Source organism: Streptomyces sp. NPDC052016, from assembly GCF_044548445.1.
GTDB lineage: Bacteria > Actinomycetota > Actinomycetes > Streptomycetales > Streptomycetaceae > Streptomyces.
The window spans coordinates 96,396-112,692 of sequence record NZ_JBIUBX010000034.1 but is presented as its reverse complement, the minus strand read 5'-3'; the positions used below and the strand labels follow the sequence as shown (position 1 = coordinate 112,692).

16 protein-coding genes and 1 tRNA gene are annotated in these 16,297 nt (G+C 72.2%); 10 read left to right on the top strand and 7 right to left on the bottom strand.

Annotation, left to right across the window (positions count from 1 at the left end; all coding sequences use genetic code 11):
* The first annotated feature begins 416 nt into the window (after nucleotides 1-416).
* Nucleotides 417-490: transfer RNA gene (locus tag ACIHAR_RS34700), tRNA-Met, on the top strand.
* A gap of 141 nt (nucleotides 491-631) precedes the next feature.
* Here ACIHAR_RS34700 and ACIHAR_RS34695 read toward each other — a convergent pair.
* Entirely contained in the window at nucleotides 632-1,048 is a 417-nt protein-coding gene (locus ACIHAR_RS34695) for a Fur family transcriptional regulator (RefSeq protein ID WP_365466151.1), read from the bottom strand.
* A 248-nt stretch (nucleotides 1,049-1,296) separates the two neighbouring features.
* Here ACIHAR_RS34695 and katG point away from each other — a divergent pair, with 248 nt between their 5' ends.
* The gene (katG, locus tag ACIHAR_RS34690; protein WP_365466153.1) at nucleotides 1,297-3,522 is read left to right on the top strand and encodes a catalase/peroxidase HPI; all 2,226 of its coding nucleotides are present in this window, start codon (nucleotides 1,297-1,299) and stop codon (nucleotides 3,520-3,522) included.
* 87 nt (nucleotides 3,523-3,609) lie between these two features.
* On the opposite strand, the gene ACIHAR_RS34685 is transcribed toward katG, so the two are convergent.
* A complete protein-coding gene (locus ACIHAR_RS34685) occupies nucleotides 3,610-4,002 on the bottom strand; it encodes a cyclic nucleotide-binding/CBS domain-containing protein (RefSeq protein ID WP_400023199.1) in 393 nt (130 codons plus the stop codon).
* Between the two features lie 159 nt (nucleotides 4,003-4,161).
* The gene (gene hisN / locus ACIHAR_RS34680; RefSeq protein WP_400023197.1) at nucleotides 4,162-4,962 is read right to left on the bottom strand and encodes a histidinol-phosphatase; all 801 of its coding nucleotides are present in this window, start codon (nucleotides 4,960-4,962) and stop codon (nucleotides 4,162-4,164) included.
* A gap of 230 nt (nucleotides 4,963-5,192) precedes the next feature.
* Here hisN and ACIHAR_RS34675 point away from each other — a divergent pair, with 230 nt between their 5' ends.
* The gene (locus ACIHAR_RS34675) at nucleotides 5,193-5,801 is read left to right on the top strand and encodes a TetR/AcrR family transcriptional regulator (protein WP_400023195.1); all 609 of its coding nucleotides are present in this window, start codon (nucleotides 5,193-5,195) and stop codon (nucleotides 5,799-5,801) included.
* Nucleotides 5,802-5,883: 82 nt separating this feature from the next.
* Here ACIHAR_RS34675 and ACIHAR_RS34670 read toward each other — a convergent pair whose 3' ends face one another.
* The 4 genes from ACIHAR_RS34670 to ACIHAR_RS34655 all read right to left on the bottom strand — a co-directional run bounded on the left by ACIHAR_RS34670 (nucleotide 5,884) and on the right by ACIHAR_RS34655 (nucleotide 9,608).
* A complete protein-coding gene (locus tag ACIHAR_RS34670) occupies nucleotides 5,884-6,207 on the bottom strand; it encodes a multidrug efflux SMR transporter (protein ID WP_365466161.1) in 324 nt (107 codons plus the stop codon).
* Nucleotides 6,208-6,396: 189 nt separating this feature from the next.
* Nucleotides 6,397-7,407 (bottom strand): ribosome small subunit-dependent GTPase A, encoded by a 1,011-nt coding sequence (rsgA, locus tag ACIHAR_RS34665; RefSeq protein WP_365466163.1) that lies wholly within the window; start codon nucleotides 7,405-7,407, stop codon nucleotides 6,397-6,399.
* A 10-nt stretch (nucleotides 7,408-7,417) separates the two neighbouring features.
* On the bottom strand, nucleotides 7,418-8,758 hold the full coding sequence (gene aroA / locus ACIHAR_RS34660; protein ID WP_365466165.1) for a 3-phosphoshikimate 1-carboxyvinyltransferase: 1,341 nt from the start codon (nucleotides 8,756-8,758) through the stop codon (nucleotides 7,418-7,420).
* Nucleotides 8,759-8,885: 127 nt separating this feature from the next.
* Nucleotides 8,886-9,608 (bottom strand): M50 family metallopeptidase, encoded by a 723-nt coding sequence (locus ACIHAR_RS34655; RefSeq protein ID WP_365466167.1) that lies wholly within the window; start codon nucleotides 9,606-9,608, stop codon nucleotides 8,886-8,888.
* 106 nt (nucleotides 9,609-9,714) lie between these two features.
* On the opposite strand from ACIHAR_RS34655, the gene ACIHAR_RS34650 reads away from it, so the two are divergent.
* The 7 genes from ACIHAR_RS34650 to ACIHAR_RS34620 all read left to right on the top strand — a co-directional run bounded on the left by ACIHAR_RS34650 (nucleotide 9,715) and on the right by ACIHAR_RS34620 (nucleotide 16,294).
* Entirely contained in the window at nucleotides 9,715-10,530 is an 816-nt protein-coding gene (locus ACIHAR_RS34650) for an SOS response-associated peptidase (protein WP_400023193.1), read from the top strand.
* A 1-nt stretch (nucleotide 10,531) separates the two neighbouring features.
* The gene (locus tag ACIHAR_RS34645) at nucleotides 10,532-11,188 is read left to right on the top strand and encodes an alpha/beta family hydrolase (protein ID WP_400023191.1); all 657 of its coding nucleotides are present in this window, start codon (nucleotides 10,532-10,534) and stop codon (nucleotides 11,186-11,188) included.
* A 257-nt stretch (nucleotides 11,189-11,445) separates the two neighbouring features.
* Complete coding sequence (gene sigR / locus ACIHAR_RS34640; protein ID WP_365466171.1) at nucleotides 11,446-12,141, top strand: RNA polymerase sigma factor SigR; 696 nt, start codon at nucleotides 11,446-11,448, stop codon at nucleotides 12,139-12,141.
* Nucleotides 12,138-12,452 carry a mycothiol system anti-sigma-R factor gene (gene rsrA, locus ACIHAR_RS34635; RefSeq protein ID WP_365466173.1) on the top strand — a complete coding sequence of 105 codons (315 nt, stop codon included), beginning with the start codon at nucleotides 12,138-12,140 and terminating at the stop codon, nucleotides 12,450-12,452. The genes sigR and rsrA overlap by 4 nt, the downstream gene beginning before the upstream one ends.
* Before the next feature lie 123 nt (nucleotides 12,453-12,575).
* Entirely contained in the window at nucleotides 12,576-13,883 is a 1,308-nt protein-coding gene (locus ACIHAR_RS34630; protein WP_365466174.1) for an HD-GYP domain-containing protein, read from the top strand.
* Nucleotides 13,880-15,142, top strand: coding sequence for an HD-GYP domain-containing protein (locus ACIHAR_RS34625; protein ID WP_400023188.1), 1,263 nt, complete (start codon nucleotides 13,880-13,882; stop codon nucleotides 15,140-15,142). The genes ACIHAR_RS34630 and ACIHAR_RS34625 overlap by 4 nt, the downstream gene beginning before the upstream one ends.
* A 171-nt stretch (nucleotides 15,143-15,313) precedes the next feature.
* Nucleotides 15,314-16,294: a hypothetical protein gene (locus tag ACIHAR_RS34620; RefSeq protein WP_365466178.1), complete on the top strand. Its 981-nt coding sequence runs from the start codon at nucleotides 15,314-15,316 to the stop codon at nucleotides 16,292-16,294.
* Nucleotides 16,295-16,297 lie beyond the last annotated feature (3 nt).

The window sequence follows — 16,297 nt, the reverse complement described above, 5'->3', positions numbered from 1 at the left end:
CGGCCGCTATCTGGCACAACTGGACCACCGGCGCCAAGATCAAACGATCGCTGATCGCCTACGACCACTGAAGACATCGGACTCATTCATCTAGGTGCGCTTGCCCCACAGCTAGGTGCGCCTGCCCCGCTGGCTGTGTCCGGTGGTGCGCGGCGGGGTCCACTCACCGGCGTTCGCCGGGTGCCGCTGCGCCCACCCGTGCCGCCCCTAGCGGCACGACTGCCCGCAGCTGAGTGTGCTCGCCTGCGCCCGCCCCCTCGGCTAGGTGCGCTCGCCCCCCGGCGGTGCGCCCGCCCCCCCGCTAGGTGCGCCCGCCCCCGCCGGTGCCCCGCCCTCAGCTGCATGGCTGGACGAGGGCGCGGTCCGGAACTGATTTGCCTCTCTGCTCATCCTTGACGTAACGTTGCATTCACCGACGCGGGGTGGAGCAGCTCGGTAGCTCGCTGGGCTCATAACCCAGAGGTCGCAGGTTCAAATCCTGTCCCCGCTACTCAAGCCCGAAGGGCCCGGATCTCAGGATCCGGGCCCTTCGGCGTAGCCGCCGCGGATCATCGCGAGCGACGGCAAAAGGGACTACAGAAGGGCCCCGGCACTCATCCGTGCCGGGGCCCTTCTGTCGGAACCTGGTGCGTCACGCCGCCGCGCAGTTCGGGCAGACGCCGCGGTACGTCACCTCGACGTCCGAGACCGTGAAGCCGAAGCGCTCGGAGTCGGGGAGGTCCGCCAGCGGGTTGCCGTTCGGGTGGACGTCGCGGATCGCGCCGCACTGCGCGCAGACGAGGTGGTGGTGCGGGCGGTGGGCGTTCGGGTCGTACCGCTTGGCGCGCTTGTCGGTGGCGACCTCGATCACCTCGCCGAGCGACACGAGCTCACCCAGCGTGTTGTAGACGGTCGCCCGGGAGATCTCGGGCAGCTTGGCCACGGCCCGCGCGTGCACCTCGTCGGCCGTCAGGTGGACGTGATCGCCGTCGAGGACCTCGGCCACGACGCGCCGCTGCGCGGTCATCCGCCATCCGCGACCGCGCAGGCGCTCCAGAAGGTCACTCATACGAATCAGCCTAACAGCAGGGGGACCAGGTCCCGAACGGGTGTGACTTTGGAGTGTCACTTGACTTAGACATTGTCCATTGTAGGATCAGGCTCGGCTTCAGCCAAGCGACAGGAACAGGCAGAAACCAGGTCCAGGCAGAAGTGACGTCGGCACCATGGGTGGGATCGGCCGGGGCGTGCGCCCCGGCTTCGTCTCGCCCGTAGTTCCTGAGCCCGATCCGCCCAGCCCCCCAAAAGGATTCCCCCATGACCGAGAACCATGACGCGATCGTCACTGACGAGAAGCCGGCGGAGGCAGGTAAGTGCCCGGTCGCGCACGGGCGCGCCGCGCACCCCACCCAGGGCGGCGGCAACCGCCAGTGGTGGCCGGATCGCCTCAACCTGAAGATCCTCGCCAAGAACCCCGCCGTGGCGAACCCGCTGGGCGAGGAGTTCGACTACGCCGAGGCCTTCAAGTCGCTGGACCTCCCCGCCGTGAAGCGTGACATCGCGGAGGTTCTGACCACCTCGCAGGACTGGTGGCCGGCCGACTTCGGTCACTACGGCCCGCTGATCGTCCGTATGGCCTGGCACAGCGCGGGCACCTACCGCATCAGCGACGGCCGCGGCGGCGGTGGCGCCGGTCAGCAGCGCTTCGCCCCCCTGAACAGCTGGCCGGACAACGCCAACCTCGACAAGGCCCGCCGTCTGCTGTGGCCGGTCAAGAAGAAGTACGGCCAGAGCCTGTCCTGGGCCGACCTCATGATCCTCGCCGGCAACGTCGCCCTGGAGACGATGGGCTTCAAGACCTTCGGCTTCGCCGGTGGCCGCGCGGACGTGTGGGAGCCCGACGAGGACGTGTACTGGGGTCCCGAGACCACCTGGCTCGACGACCAGCGCTACTCCGGCGACCGTGAGCTGGAGGAGCCCCTCGGCGCCGTCCAGATGGGCCTCATCTACGTCAACCCGGAGGGCCCGAACGGCAACCCGGACCCGATCGCCGCGGCCCGCGACATCCGCGAGACCTTCCGCCGCATGGCGATGAACGACGAGGAGACGGTCGCCCTGATCGCGGGCGGTCACACCTTCGGCAAGACCCACGGCGCGGGCCCGGCGGACCACGTCGGCAACGACCCCGAGGCCGCCTCCCTCGAGGAGCAGGGCCTGGGCTGGAAGAGCACCTACGGCACCGGCAAGGGCGGCGACACGATCACCAGTGGCCTCGAGGTCACCTGGACCGCCACGCCGACCCAGTGGAGCAACGGCTTCTTCAAGAACCTGTTCGAGTTCGAGTACGAGCTGACCGAGTCCCCGGCCGGCGCCAAGCAGTGGGTGGCCAAGGACGCCGAGGCCATCATCCCCGACGCGCACGACCCGTCGAAGAAGCACCTCCCGACGATGCTCACCACCGACCTGTCGCTGCGCTTCGACCCGGTCTACGAGCAGATCTCTCGCCGCTTCTACGAGAACCCCGACGAGTTCGCGGACGCCTTCGCGCGGGCCTGGTTCAAGCTCACCCACCGTGACATGGGCCCGGTCGTGCGCTACCTCGGCCCGGAGGTCCCCTCCGAGACGCTGATCTGGCAGGACCCGCTGCCCGAGCGGACGTACGAGCTGATCGACGCCGCGGACGTCGCCGCCCTCAAGGGCAAGATCCTCGAGTCGGGCCTGTCGGTGTCCGAGCTGGTGTCCACCGCGTGGGCGTCGGCCGCCTCCTTCCGCGGCAGCGACAAGCGCGGCGGCGCCAACGGCGCCCGTATCCGCCTCGAGCCGCAGATCGGCTGGGAGGTCAACGAGCCGGACCGGCTGCGCTCGGTGCTGCGCACCCTGGAGGGCATCCAGGAGTCCTTCAACGCCGCCCAGACCGGTGGCAAGCAGGTCTCGCTGGCCGACCTGATCGTGCTCGCGGGTGCCGCGGGTGTCGAGAAGGCCGCCAAGGACGCCGGCTTCGACGTCGAGGTGCCCTTCACGCCGGGCCGCGTGGACGCCTCGCAGGAGCAGACGGACGTGGAGTCCTTCGCCGCGCTCGAGCCGAAGGCCGACGGCTTCCGCAACTACGTCGGCAAGGGCCAGCGCCTGCCCGCCGAGTACCTGCTGATCGACAAGGCGAACCTGCTGAACCTCAGCGCGCCGGAGATGACGGTCCTCGTCGGCGGCCTGCGCGTCCTGGGCGCCAACTACCAGCAGTCGAAGCACGGCGTCCTCACCGAGACGCCGGGCGTCCTGACGAACGACTTCTTCGTCAACCTGCTCGACCTGGGCACGACCTGGAAGTCGACGACCGAGGACCAGACCACGTTCGAGGGCCGCGACGCGGCCACGGGCGAGGTCAAGTGGACCGGCACCCGTGCCGACCTGGTCTTCGGCTCGAACTCCGAGCTGCGCGCCCTCGCGGAGGTCTACGCGAGCGACGACGCCAAGGAGAAGTTCGTGAACGACTTCGTCGCGGCGTGGGTCAAGGTCTCCGACCTGGACCGGTTCGACCTGGTCTGAGCATGAGGTGAGCGGCGGGCCGGATTCCCTTCGGGGAGTCCGGCCCGTTCGCGTGTGTGGTGGGGCTCGGTACCGGCGGTGGAGCGGTCAGGCCGGTACCTGCTGCCGGGCCGGGACCCAGCAGCGGATGATGTCGCGGACCGAGACGATGCCGGCCGGCTCGCCGCGCTCGAGGACGACGAGGTGACGGAAGCCGCCGTGGGTCATGGCGTGGGCCGCCTCCTCCAGCGTCCAGGTCGGGGCGGCGAAGACGACGTCGGTGGTGGTGTGGGCGTGGGCTCGCTCCGTGTCGGGGTCCTGGCCCAGACCGACGGAGTTGAGGATGTCGCGTTCGGTGAGGATGCCTATGCCGCCGGCGTCCGGGTCGTGGACCACGGCCGCGCCGACGCGGCGTGCGGACATCAGGGCTGCGGCCTGGCGGAGGGTGTGGGCGGGGCCGATGGTGAGGACCACCGTGCTCATGGCGTCGCGGACGAGCATGGGTTCCGGGTCACCTCCTGGGAAACGCTGGGACCACCGCGGTAGTTCAGCGATTCACAAGTTCACAAAATGAGGGTGGTCCCAGAGTCGCAGGTAAAGCGCGGGTCAACAAGAGGGCGCGCGCGGCCAATTGAGGGCGCGCGCGCTCATCTGTGTCGGTCAGTCCTGCCGGTTGAGATACGCCAGCAGCTCGTCGTGGAGCAGACCGTTGGAGGCGGCCGCGTCACCACTGTGCGGGCCCGGGCGGCCGTCGAGCCCGGTGAAGGCGCCCCCGGCCTCCGTCACGACGATCGCGGTGGCGGCCATGTCCCAGAGCGAGAGCTCCGGTTCGGCGCAGAGGTCCACCGAGCCCTCGGCTACCATCATGTACGGCCAGAAGTCGCCGTACGCGCGCGTGCGCCACACCTCCCGGGTGAGGTCGAGGAATTCGTCGAGCCGTCCCCGCTCCTCCCAGCCGCTCAGCGAGGAGTACGCGAAGGAGGCGTCGGAGAGCTTCGAGACACGGGAGACGTGCAGGCGGGTGGCCGAGGAGAGGCTGCGGCCGGTGTAGGCGCCGTGGCCCTTCGCGGCCCACCAGCGACGGCCCAGGGCGGGCGCGGAGACCACGCCGACGACGGGCTGGTAGCCGCCCTCCGCCGCCTCCATCAGCGCGATGAGGGTGGCCCAGACGGGGACGCCGCGTACGTAGTTCTTGGTGCCGTCGATCGGGTCGATCACCCAGCGGCGGGGGCCGGTGCCCTCGATGCCGTACTCCTCGCCGAGGATCGCGTCGCGGGGGCGGGCGCGCTGGAGCTGGCCGCGGATGAGTTCCTCGGCGGCCTTGTCCGCCTCGCTCACCGGGGTCATGTCCGGTTTGGTCTCGACCTTGAGGTCGAGGGCCTTGAAGCGGTCCATGGTGGCGGCGTCGGCGGCGTCCGCGAGGACGTGCGCGAGGCGGAGGTCGTCGAGGTAGTCCGGCATGGGACAAACGGTATCCGTCGAGGTGGGGGTGGAGCTACGGGGGTTCGGGGAGTGGACGGGGCCGGGGACCGGTGCCCGGCCCGGATCTCGCAGGAACCCTGCCGCCGTCGCACCCCTCACCGGACCCCACGCCGCATGGCCAACACCCGTCCCCCCTCCCCTCACGAACCCTTGACAGTGCCTGCGCGCGCGTCAAACCTGGGCGCAGAGTCGCTCACCCCAGGGAGGCGATGATGCCTGCAGCCCGGGAATCCCTACTGGATGCCGCCTTCACGGCGCTCGCGCGCCGGCCGTGGGCTGCGGTGCGGATGGTGGACGTCGCCGCGTCCGCCGGGGTGTCCCGGCAGACGTTGTACAACGAGTTCGGGAGCAAGGACGGGCTCGCGCGGGCGCTCGTCAGGCGGGAGGCCGACGGCTATCTCGCCGGGGTCGAGCGGGTGCTCGCCCAGCACGGGGACGCCCGGGAGAGGCTCACCGCCGCGGCCGAGTGGACGACGTCCGTCGCCCGGGGCAACGTGCTCGTACGGGCCATGCTCACCGGCTGCTGGAGCGAGCGCCTGCCGTCGCCCACGCTCTCGGCGGTGCCGTCCTCCACCTCCGTACCGGCGCAGCGGCGGGCGGACGGGCCGCTGCCCTCACCCGGCGACCTCGTGGCGACCGTCCGGGACCGGGCCGTGGCCGCGCTCGCCGGTCCCGGAGCGACGCCGGACACCGGCGAGCTGGCCCGCTCCTGCGAGATCGCCGTCCGGCTCGCGCTGTCCTGCGTGGCCGCGCCGCCCGAGGAGGGCGGGGTCGCGGACCTGGTGCGCGGCGTACTGCACCGGCAACTCGCCGCCTAGCGCTCCCCGGCGTCGGCGCGCCCAGCAGCACCGGGAAGATCGCCCATGACCGGGCGAGATCACCCCACGCAACGAAGCCGCACTAGTGCCCCGACCCGGACAACTGCAGCCCGATCACCCCGATGATCACCAGACTGATCGAGACGATCTTCAGGGTCGACACCAGGTCGCCCAGGAAGACCATCCCGTAGATCGCGGTGCCCGCCGCGCCGATGCCGGTCCACACGGCGTACGCCGGACCCACGTCGAGTTTCTTGAGCGACAGGGTCAGCAGGCCGAAGCTGCCGAGGGCGAACACGCAGAAGGCGATCGTCGGCCACAGCCGGGTGAAACCGTGCGACAGCTTCAGGCAGACGGCGAAGCCGGTCTCGAGCAGTCCCGCGACGATGACCAGCAGCCACGCCATGTGCTGTCCTCCCGTGTAGGCGGCTCGGTGCGATTATGCACTTACCGGACTCACGTGCCGACAAACAACGCGAAGGTCAGTAGCCCTGCGCCGGCCGCGTTTCCCCAGGGCCCCGCGCCCGGCGCCTCGCGGCGGCCCTCGGCGTCGGTCGCCTTCCCGGCGTCGCCCGGCCTGCGCCGGCCGTCGGCGTCAGTCGCCCTCCCTGCGCTCCCGGGTGGACAGCAGCCGCCGCAGTGAGTACAGCCGCGCCTGGTCGGCATGGCCCTCCGCCACCCAGGCGTCCAGGGCGCAGCTCGGCTCGTCGTGGCTGCACGCGCGCGGGCAGCCCACCGTGCCCGGTTCCAGGTCGGGGAAGGCGAGGATCACACGGGAGGGGTCGATGTGGGCGAGGCCGAAGGACCGGATGCCCGGGGTGTCGATGACCCAGTCCTCCGTGCCCTCCAGAGGGAGGGCGAGGGCGGAGGTCGTGGTGTGGCGGCCGCGGCCGGTCACCGCGTTGACGTGGCCCGTCAGACGGCGTCGCTCCTCCGGTACGAGCGCGTTGACCAGGGTCGTCTTGCCGACGCCCGAGTGGCCGACGAAAGCCGTGATCCGCCCGGTCAGGTGCTCGCGCACCCGGTCCGCCGCGTCGCCGTTCTCCAGCTCCTCACGGCTGGTGACGACGTAGGGGATGTCCAGGTCGCCGTAGAGCTCCAGCAGCTTGTCCGGTGAGGCCAGGTCCGACTTCGTCATGACCAGCAGGGGCTCCAGGCCGCCGTCGTAGGCGGCGACCAGGCAGCGGTCGATCAGGCGGGGGCGGGGCTCCGGGTCGGCCAGGGCCGTGACGATCGCCAACTGGTCGGCGTTGGCGACCACCACCCGCTCGTACGGGTCGTCGTCGTCCGCCGTGCGGCGCAGCACCGAGGTGCGATCCTCGATGCGGACGATCCGCGCGAGGGTGTCCTTCTTGCCGGACAGGTCCCCGACCAGGGCGACCCGGTCGCCCACGACGGCCGCCTTGCGGCCGAGTTCGCGGGCCTTCATCGCCAGGATGATCCGGTCGTCGACGAGGCACGTCAGACGGCCGCGGTCGACGGTGAGGACCATGCCCTCGGCGGCGTCCTCGTGCTTGGGCCGGATGTTCGTCCGCGGCCGGTTGCCCTTGCGGTTCGGGCGGGCGCGGATGTCGTCCTCGTCGGTGTGCTTGCCGTAGCGGCGCATGGCTGAGTCCCTAGATCCCGAGCATCCCGGTCCACAGCTCGGGGAAGTCCGGCAGGGTCTTCGCCGTCGTCGCCACGTTCTCGATCCGCACGCCCTCGACCGCGAGACCGATGACCGCGCCGGCCGTGGCCATGCGGTGGTCGTCATAGGTGTGGAAGATCCCGCCGTGCAGGGGGCGCGGACGGATGTGCAGGCCGTCGGCCGTCTCCGTCACGTCCCCGCCCAGCTCGTTGATCTCCTTGGTGAGCGCGGCCAGCCGGTCCGTCTCGTGCAGCCGCAGATGCGCCACGCCCCGCAGGGTGGAGGGGGAGTCCGCGAGGGCGGCGACCGCGGCGATGCCCGGGGTGAGCTCGCCGACGTCGCCGAGGTCGACGTCGATGCCGTGGATCGAGCCCGAACCGGTGAACGCCAGGCCGTACTCGGTCAGCTCGCAGGAGCCGCCCATCTCGGTGAAGATCTCGCGCAGCCGGTCGCCCGGCTGGGTGGTGCGGGCCGGCCAGTCGGGGACGACGACCCGGCCGCCGGTGACCAGCGCCGCCGCCAGGAAGGGCTGCGCGTTGGACAGGTCCGGCTCGATCGTCAGGTCCCGGCCGAGCAGGGCACCCGGCGTGACCCGCCAGACGTTCGGCTCGCCGCCCGACTCCGGGGTGTCCACCTGGGCGCCGACCGCCCGCAGCATGTCCACCGTCATGCGGATGTGCGGCAGGGAGGGGAGCGTCGAGCCGGTGTGGCGGACCTCCACGCCCTGGTTGAAGCGCGGACCGGACAGCAGCAGCGCCGAGACGAACTGGGACGACGAGGACGCGTCGACCTCCACCGGGCCGCCGTCCAGCGCGCCCCCGCCGTGCACCGTCATCGGCAGCGCGCCGCGGCCGTCGTCGTCGATCCGGGCGCCGAGAACCCGCAGCGCGTCGATGACCCCGTGCAGAGGACGCTCGTACGAGCGGGGGTCGCCGTCGAAACGGACCGGGCCGTCCGCGAGCGCCGCCACCGGGGGCAGGAACCGCATCACCGTGCCGGCGTTGCCCACGTCGACCGTGGCCGGACCGCTGAAGCCGGTCGGCAGCACCCGCCAGGCCTCGCCCGTGCCGTCCGGGCCACCCGCGACGGAGGAGCTCGAGGACACCGTCTCCTCGATGCCGACGCCCATGGCGCGCAGCGCGTCGGCCATCAGCAGGGTGTCGCGGGAGCGGAGCGGGCGGCGCAGCCAGCCCGGCTCGGAGGCCAGGGCGGCCAGCACGAGGGCGCGGTTGGTGACGGACTTCGACCCGGGCACGTGGACCGTCGCGTCGACGGCTCCGCTCGCGTGCGGGGCGGGCCAGAGGGCGGTGTGCGCGGGGGTTTCGGGCATGCGCCCACTTTAGTCTCCGACGGGGTGGGCCGACGTTCGGGCGGCGCCGTCGTGGACCGGTCGCCCCGCGGTCGAGTCGCACGCCGAAGCGGCCTCACGCCGCCCGGGAGGGCCGGGCTCCTCCTCATCACATCCCGAGCAGCCAGCGGCCCCCGCCCAGCAGCGAGCACAGCGACACCGAGTGGAACAGGAACAGCCACATCGCGGCCGGGGCGTGCGTCAGGCGCGCCAGCTGATCCGCGTCCGAATCCCCCGCACCGCCCCGCGCCCGCTTCGCCTGCAGCTCGAAAGCCGGGCGTACGCCCCCCAGCAGCAGGAACCACACCACCGCGTAGGCGAACGCCGCCTGCACCTGCGGGCCGGTCAGCCAGGACACCAGCAGGAACGTGCCGCCCGTGAGGATCACCGTCAGCGCGCCGTAGGCGTTGCGGATCATCACCAGCATCGCCACCAGCAGGGCCGTCGCCAGCCAGAGCAGCAGCGTGATGCGGCCGGCGCCGAGCAGCGCGGCACCGCCCAGGCCCAGCAGCGGGGGAGCGGTGTACCCGGCGGCCGCGGTGAGGATCATGCCGGGGCCGTGCGGCTTGCCGCGGCTGACGGTCAGGCCGCTGGTGTCGGAGTGCAGGCGTATGCCCGTCAGTGTGCGGCCGGTCAACAGCGCCACCAGGCCGTGGCCGCCCTCGTGGGCGATGGTGATGGCGTTGCGCGAGATGCGCCACAGGGTGTGAGGGGCGACTATGGCCAGCGCGGCGACCATGGTGGCCAGCACCACCCACAGATCGGGGTCCGGCTGGGTGCCGACGAGACGGTCCCAGAGATCGGGCAGCGCGGTGGAGGCGGTGCTGTCCATGGTGTGCGGGGGGCTCCCTCTCGTCTCGGTCGGCGGGGGTCGGGCGCGTGGCGCCGTGGTCGGGGGTGGTGGTCGGGTGACGGGTGGGCCTGGCAGTGTGGCACGTATGTGCGGACGGTATGCAGCGAGTCGCAGGCCCGAGGATCTCGCAGGAATCTTTGAAATCGACAAGTGGGAGCCCGAGGAGACCCTGGCGCCCGACTACAACGTGGCCCCGACCAAGGAGGTCTACGCCGTCCTCGACCGCCCCTTGAAGGACGCCGACGACAAGCGCCCGGTTCGGCAGCTGCGCAAGCTGAAGTGGGGGCTGGTGCCCTCCTGGGCCAAGTCGCCCGAGGGCGGCGCCCGCATGATCAACGCGCGATCCGAGACCGTGCACGAGAAGCCGTCGTACCGGCGCGCGTTCGCCGCACGGCGCTGCATCCTGCCCGCCGACGGCTACTACGAGTGGGTCACCGGCGAGCAGGAGCGGGACCTGGAGGTCGAGGGCAGGAAGAAGCGGCCCCGCAAGCAGCCCTACTTCGTGCTGCCGGCCGACGGCTCGGTCTTCGCCATGGCCGGTTTGTACGAGTTCTGGCGGGACCGGACGCTGCCGGACGACCACCCGCAGGCCTGGTGGGTGACCTGCTCGGTCATCACCACGGAGGCCGAGAGGACCCCGCTGGCCGTGGCCCCCGCCGACGGCCCGGGCTCGCTGGCCGACATCCACCCGCGGATGCCCCTCATGCTCACCCCGGACCGCTGGGACGCCTGGCTGGACCCGGCACGCACGGACGTCGACGACCTGCGCGCGCTGCTCGACCCGCCGCCGGCCGGACTCATGCGCGCCTACCCCGTCGCCACCGCCGTCAGCAACGTCCGCAACAACGGCCCGGAGCTGCTGAAGGAGCTGGAGGGGCCCGAGGAGGGCACACTCTTCTGACGTGACGAACGAGAGCAACCGGGCCACCGGGGTGACCGAGACGATCGCGACCGACGCGGGGGACGCCCGCGTCACCTGGCACCGGGCGAAGGAGCCAAGACTCGTCCTCGCCGTCAGCCACGGCGCCGGCGGCGGCATCGAGGCCCGCGACCTCCAGGCCCTCGCCGCCGTCCTCCCCGGGCACGGCGTGAGCGTCGCGCTCGTCGAGCAGCCCTGGCGGGTGGCCGGGAAGAAGGTGGCGCCCGCGCCGAAGACGCTCGACGTCGGCTGGCGCGGGATCTGGCCGGCCGTCGCGAGGTCCGGGCTGCCGGTGATCTCCGGCGGACGGTCCGCGGGCGCCCGCGTGGCGTGCCGTACCGCCACCGAGCTGGGCGCCCGTGCCGTGCTCGCGCTCGGCTTCCCCCTCCACCCGCCGGGCAAGCCGGAGAAGTCCCGCGCCGCCGAGCTGCTCGGCGCGGGGGTGCCCACGCTCGTCGTCCAGGGCGGGAACGACCCGTTCGGCAGGCCGGAGGAGTTCCCCGAGGGCGACTACGACCTCGTTCGGGTGCCGTACGGTGATCACGGCCTCGCCGTGCCCAAGAGGGCGGAGCTCACCCAGGAGCAGGCCCTGGCGGTCGTCACCGACGCGGTCCTGAGGTGGACGGGGTCACTGGGGTGAAGGTTCGGGAATGCCGTGGGGCGGTCCACTGTTGAGGCCGACAGAAGTGCTGAGGACACAGCACCGATGTCGTGCGAGAGGAAGTCCGCCGCATGGGTTCGACTATTTGCCCGAGCCGCAGCAGCCGCGTTGACCTGGACTGGACGGTGCTGCACGCGGCCAAGACCGCTCCCGTTCGGGCGGCGGCAGGCGCGGGTAGTCGTCTATCCTCCGATTCGAGTGGGATCGGTTTCGGTCCCACCCGAGATCTTGAGGAGGTGGGTCCGGTCACCGGTACCGACGCAGGGACCGACAACGGCCAGGCGGAGCTGCCCGAGGGCCAGGGCATGGGCGTGGGGACGGGCGGCGAGTCCTCCGCGGAGCGCAGTGCGCGCTTCGAGCGGGACGCGCTCGAGTTCCTCGACCAGATGTACTCGGCCGCGCTGCGCATGACGCGCAACCCGGCCGACGCCGAGGACCTGGTGCAGGAGACGTACGCCAAGGCGTACGCGTCCTTCCACCAGTTCCGCGAGGGCACCAACCTCAAGGCCTGGCTGTACCGGATCCTCACGAACACTTTCATCAACTCGTACCGCAAGAAGCAGCGCGAACCCCAGCGCAGCGCGGCCGAGGAGATCGAGGACTGGCAGCTGGCGCGCGCCGAGTCGCACATGTCGACCGGTCTGCGCTCGGCCGAGTCGCAGGCGCTCGACCACCTGCCCGACTCGGACGTGAAGGAAGCACTTCAGGCGATCCCCGAGGAATTCCGCATCGCCGTGTACCTCGCCGACGTCGAGGGCTTTGCGTACAAGGAGATCGCGGACATCATGGGGACACCCATCGGTACGGTGATGTCCCGGCTGCACCGGGGCCGCCGGCAACTGCGCGGCATGCTCGAGGACTACGCCCGTGAGCGCGGGCTGGTCCCGGCCGGCGCCGGAGAGTCGGACGAAGCGAAAGGCTCGGGCTCATGAGCTGCGGAGAGCCGCACGAGACGGACTGCAGTGAGGTCCTCGGTCATCTCTACGAGTTCCTCGACAGTGAGATGCCGGACGTCGATCGCGACAAGTTCAAGCAGCACTTCAGCGAGTGCTCGCCGTGCCTGGAGAAGTACGGGCTCGAAGAGGCCGTGAAGAAGCTCGTCAAGCGCTGTTGCGGCCATGACGACGTGCCCACCGACCTGCGCTCCAAGGTCATGGGCCGGATCGAGCTCATCCGCTCCGGCCAGGCCGTGCCCGAGCACGACGTGACGGCCACGTCCCAGGCCACCTCGCAGGAGTCCTGAGAGCACCGCCGTCACCCGAATGTGCTAATCCGCGGGTGATACGCCCACAGTGCCACCCCCCGCCACCCTAGGCTCCGGAGCCTGAACCGGAGCCTGACAAGGCGTGGTCGGGGGGAGAGCGAGATGGAGGCGGTCCCGGCGCGGGCGCGTGCCCACGTCTGCTGCGTCGCCCTCGGGGCGCCGCTCTGCCTGGTGCCGCTGCCGTCGGTGCCCGCCTCCTGGTGGGCGGTTCCCCTGCTCGCCGCGCTGTACGCGGGCGGTGAGCGGGTCGCCCGCCGCCGCTTCGCCGGAACCTTCTACCCCGTGCTGCTGGCCGGGGTCTTCCTGCTGCCGCCGTACGCCGCCGCGCTCGTCCCGCTGCCCGGCGCGTTGTTCTCCGCCGTCGAGCAGCGGCCCTTCCTGCTGCGGCGCGTCTGCCGCGCCGCCCATCTGGTGATCGCCGTGTGGGCCGCGGCCCGCGTGCACGGGGCGCTGGACACGCGGGACGCCGTCGGGGCCTCCGACTTCCCCTACGTGCTCGTGCCGGCCGGGGCCGCCGTGCTGGTGTTCTGCCTGGTGCTCGCCGCGCTCGACGGCGCGATCCTCGCGCTGGCCGAGGCGCTGCCGCTGCGGCGGGTCTGTCACGGACTGTTCCTGCGGTCGCTCGCCCCCGTAGGGGTGCACGGGCTCGCCGGGCTGATGATGGCCGTCCTGTGGCGCAGCCCCTACGGGCCGGTGGCCGCGCTGCTCGTGCTGTTCCCGATGGCCGTCTCCTGGTGGGTGTTCGCGCAGTACCACCGCGAGCGGGCCGCCCACCAGGCGACGATCCGCGCGCTCGTGCAGGCCGTCGACATCAAGGACGGCTACACCCGCGGGCACAGCGAGCGGGTCGGACAGGCCTCGATGATGATCGCGCGCGAGCTGGGCATGGACGAGGGGCGCGTCGAGGTGCTGCGCTTCGCGGGGATCCTGCACGACGTCGGCAAGCTCGGCGTGCCCACCCGGCTGCTGCGCAAGGACGGACCGCTGACGCCGGACGAACGGCGGGTGATCGAACTGCACCCCGAGTACGGGCACGAGATCACCCGGGGCATCTCCTTCCTCGGCGAGGCCCGCTCGGCGATCCTCCACCACCACGAGCGGATCGACGGCAGCGGCTACCCCTACGGGCTGATGGGGTGTCAGATCCCTGAGTGCGCACGGGTGGTGGCGGTCGCGGACGCCTTCGACGCGATGACCTCCACACGCTCCTACAGCAGGGCCCGCCCGGTGCGGGTGGCCCTCGAGGAGCTCCAGCGGTGCGCGGGCACCCAGTTCGACCCCCGGATGGTCACCGCGCTGGTCCGGGTGATCGCGCGGGACGGATGGCACCCGGTGGTGACGGCGGACGAGACGCGGCCCATGCTGCCGTCCCCGGCCCGCGCAGACGACCGGCCGGGGGCGCGACGATGACCTGCCGCCGCCCCCTGGTCGCCCTGCACGCCACCGCGGCCCTCGTCGTCGGCGTCTCCCTTTTCGCCACCCTCCGCGCGGGTGTCCAGGAGCGGCCCGTCGCCCTCGCCTTCGGCGTGCTGATCGCCGTGGGGGAGCTGACCCTCCCGCATGCCCGCCCCCGACCGGGCGGGGGAACCGCCGTGGGCGGTTCCGGGCTGCGCGACACCGCGCCGCTCGGGGCCGCCGGATCGCTGTCGTACGCCCTCCTCGGGGAGCACGCCGGGCAGGCCTCGCACCACGGCGTCGCCCAGGTCGTCTCGGTCGTGGTCGCCGCCTCCCTGCTGGGCAGCGTGCCGCACCTCGCGCGCGGGCAGGGGCCCGTCCTGGACCACCTGGTCCGGCGGGTCCTGGCCGTCGGCTTCGCCGCGGTCTGCTTCCAACCGCTGTACCACCTCGGGGTGTTCGACCGCTGGAGCGGCCCCGCGTACGCGCTGCTGGTGCTCGCGCTGCTCGTCCTCACCGTGCTGTGCGACGCCGTGCTCGCCGCCGCGCTCGCGCACTCCCGCACCTGCTGGCCGTTCGCTCCGCTGCTCCGCGACGAGCTGCGGTCGGTGCCCGGGATCGGGTCGGCCGTGTGCGCCACGGGCGCGGTGATGGCGCTCGCGGTGGCCGTCGTCGGCCTGTGGGCGTTGCCGGTGTTCTCGGTGCCGCTGCTGCTCACCCAGTACTCCCTGCGCCGCTACGCGGCCGTCCGCGCCACCTACCGGCAGACCATCGCCTCCCTCGCCCGCGCCACCGAGATCGCCGGGTACACCCCGGCCGGGCACGCCCGCCGGGTCGCCGCCCTCAGCCAGGCCGTGGGCCGGGACCTGGGGCTGACGGAGCCCGAGCTGACCGTGCTGGAGTACGCGGCCCTGATGCACGACATCGGGCAGCTCAGCCTCGTGGACCCGGTGCCGGCCGGGGCCACGGCCGACCTGCCGGTCGCCGAGCAGCGGCGGATCGCGCTGCTCGGCGGGGCCGTCGTCCGGCAGACCGGGGCGAGCGCCCAGGTCGCCACGGTCGTGGAGCGGCAGGCCGATCCCTATCCCGAGCAGCCGGTGGCCGCCCGGATCGTGCGGGTGGTCAACGCCTACGAGGAGAAGGCGCGCGACGCCGGTCCCGGCGGGCCGCTGACCGCACTGGAGGAACTGCGGCTGGGCACGGGCGGGGAGTACGCGCCGGAAGTGGTGGAGGCGCTGGCCCGGGTGCTGTGGAACGAGAGGGGCGGCGCGTGAGCGTCTCGTGCGAGGGTGGTGGCGGGCGGCGTGCGGGGCTGTCTGACCCTCCCCGCCGATGGGTAACCCATGGGTAATGAGCGACCTTCCAGCCACACGTGGTTGGATGCGAGGGAGAGGGTGTCCGGGGGCACCGGCCAGCCCACACCACGGAACTGGCAGGCGGGAATCGTGAGGATCTTCGGCAAAGGACGGCACCGGCCCTCCGCCTCCTGGCGGCAGGCGACCGACCGTGCGTTCACGCTGATCGGCGACGGCCGGTACGAGGACGCGGGCGCGCTGCTGACACGTGCCGCCGATCTGGAGCCCTGGCTGTCGGAGTCCTGGTTCAACCTCGCCCTGCTGCACAAGTTCCGGCACGACTGGGAGCAGGCCCGCTCCGCCGGTCTGCGGGCGGTCGCCCTGCTGGACCGGGAGACCGGGGCCCCGGACTGGTGGAACGTCGGCATCGCGGCCACCGCCCTCCAGGACTGGCCGCTGGCCCGCCGCGCCTGGCAGGCCTACGGGCTGCGCGTGCCGGGCGGCGCCGCCGTCGCCGGCGAGCCACTCGGCATGGCGCTGGGCAGTGCGGCCGTACGGCTGTCGCCCGAGGGGGAGGCCGAGGTGGTGTGGGGGCGGCGGCTGGACCCCGCCCGGATAGAGGTGCTGTCGATCCCGCTGCCGTCCTCCGGGCGACGCTGGGGCGAGGTCGTCCTGCACGACGGCGTGCCGCACGGTGAGCGGACCACGTCCACCGGGCACGCCTACCCGGTCTTCGACGAGATCGAGCTGTGGGCGCCCTCCCCGGTCCCGACCTGGGTGGTCCTGCTGGAGGCGGCCACGGAGTCCGACCGGGACGCCCTGGAGCAGCTCGCCGCCGACGCCGGCTTCGCCGCCGAGGACTGGTCGTCGTCCGTGCGGCTGCTGTGCCGGATGTGCTCCGAGTCCCGGATGCCCTCCGACGAGGGCGACGGTGAGCACCTCGACCCGCACGACCACAGCGAGCCGGGTCATCCGGGGCCGCTCGGCCACCGCACCGACGGGCAGCTGTGGGTGCCGGAGCGGGAGTGCGGGGTGGCCGCCCCGGCCTCGCTGGTGAGGGGGCTGCTGGACGGTTGGGTCGCGGACAGCCCGGATTCCAGGGACTGGCGGGATCTGGAAGAGGTCTGCTAGGGC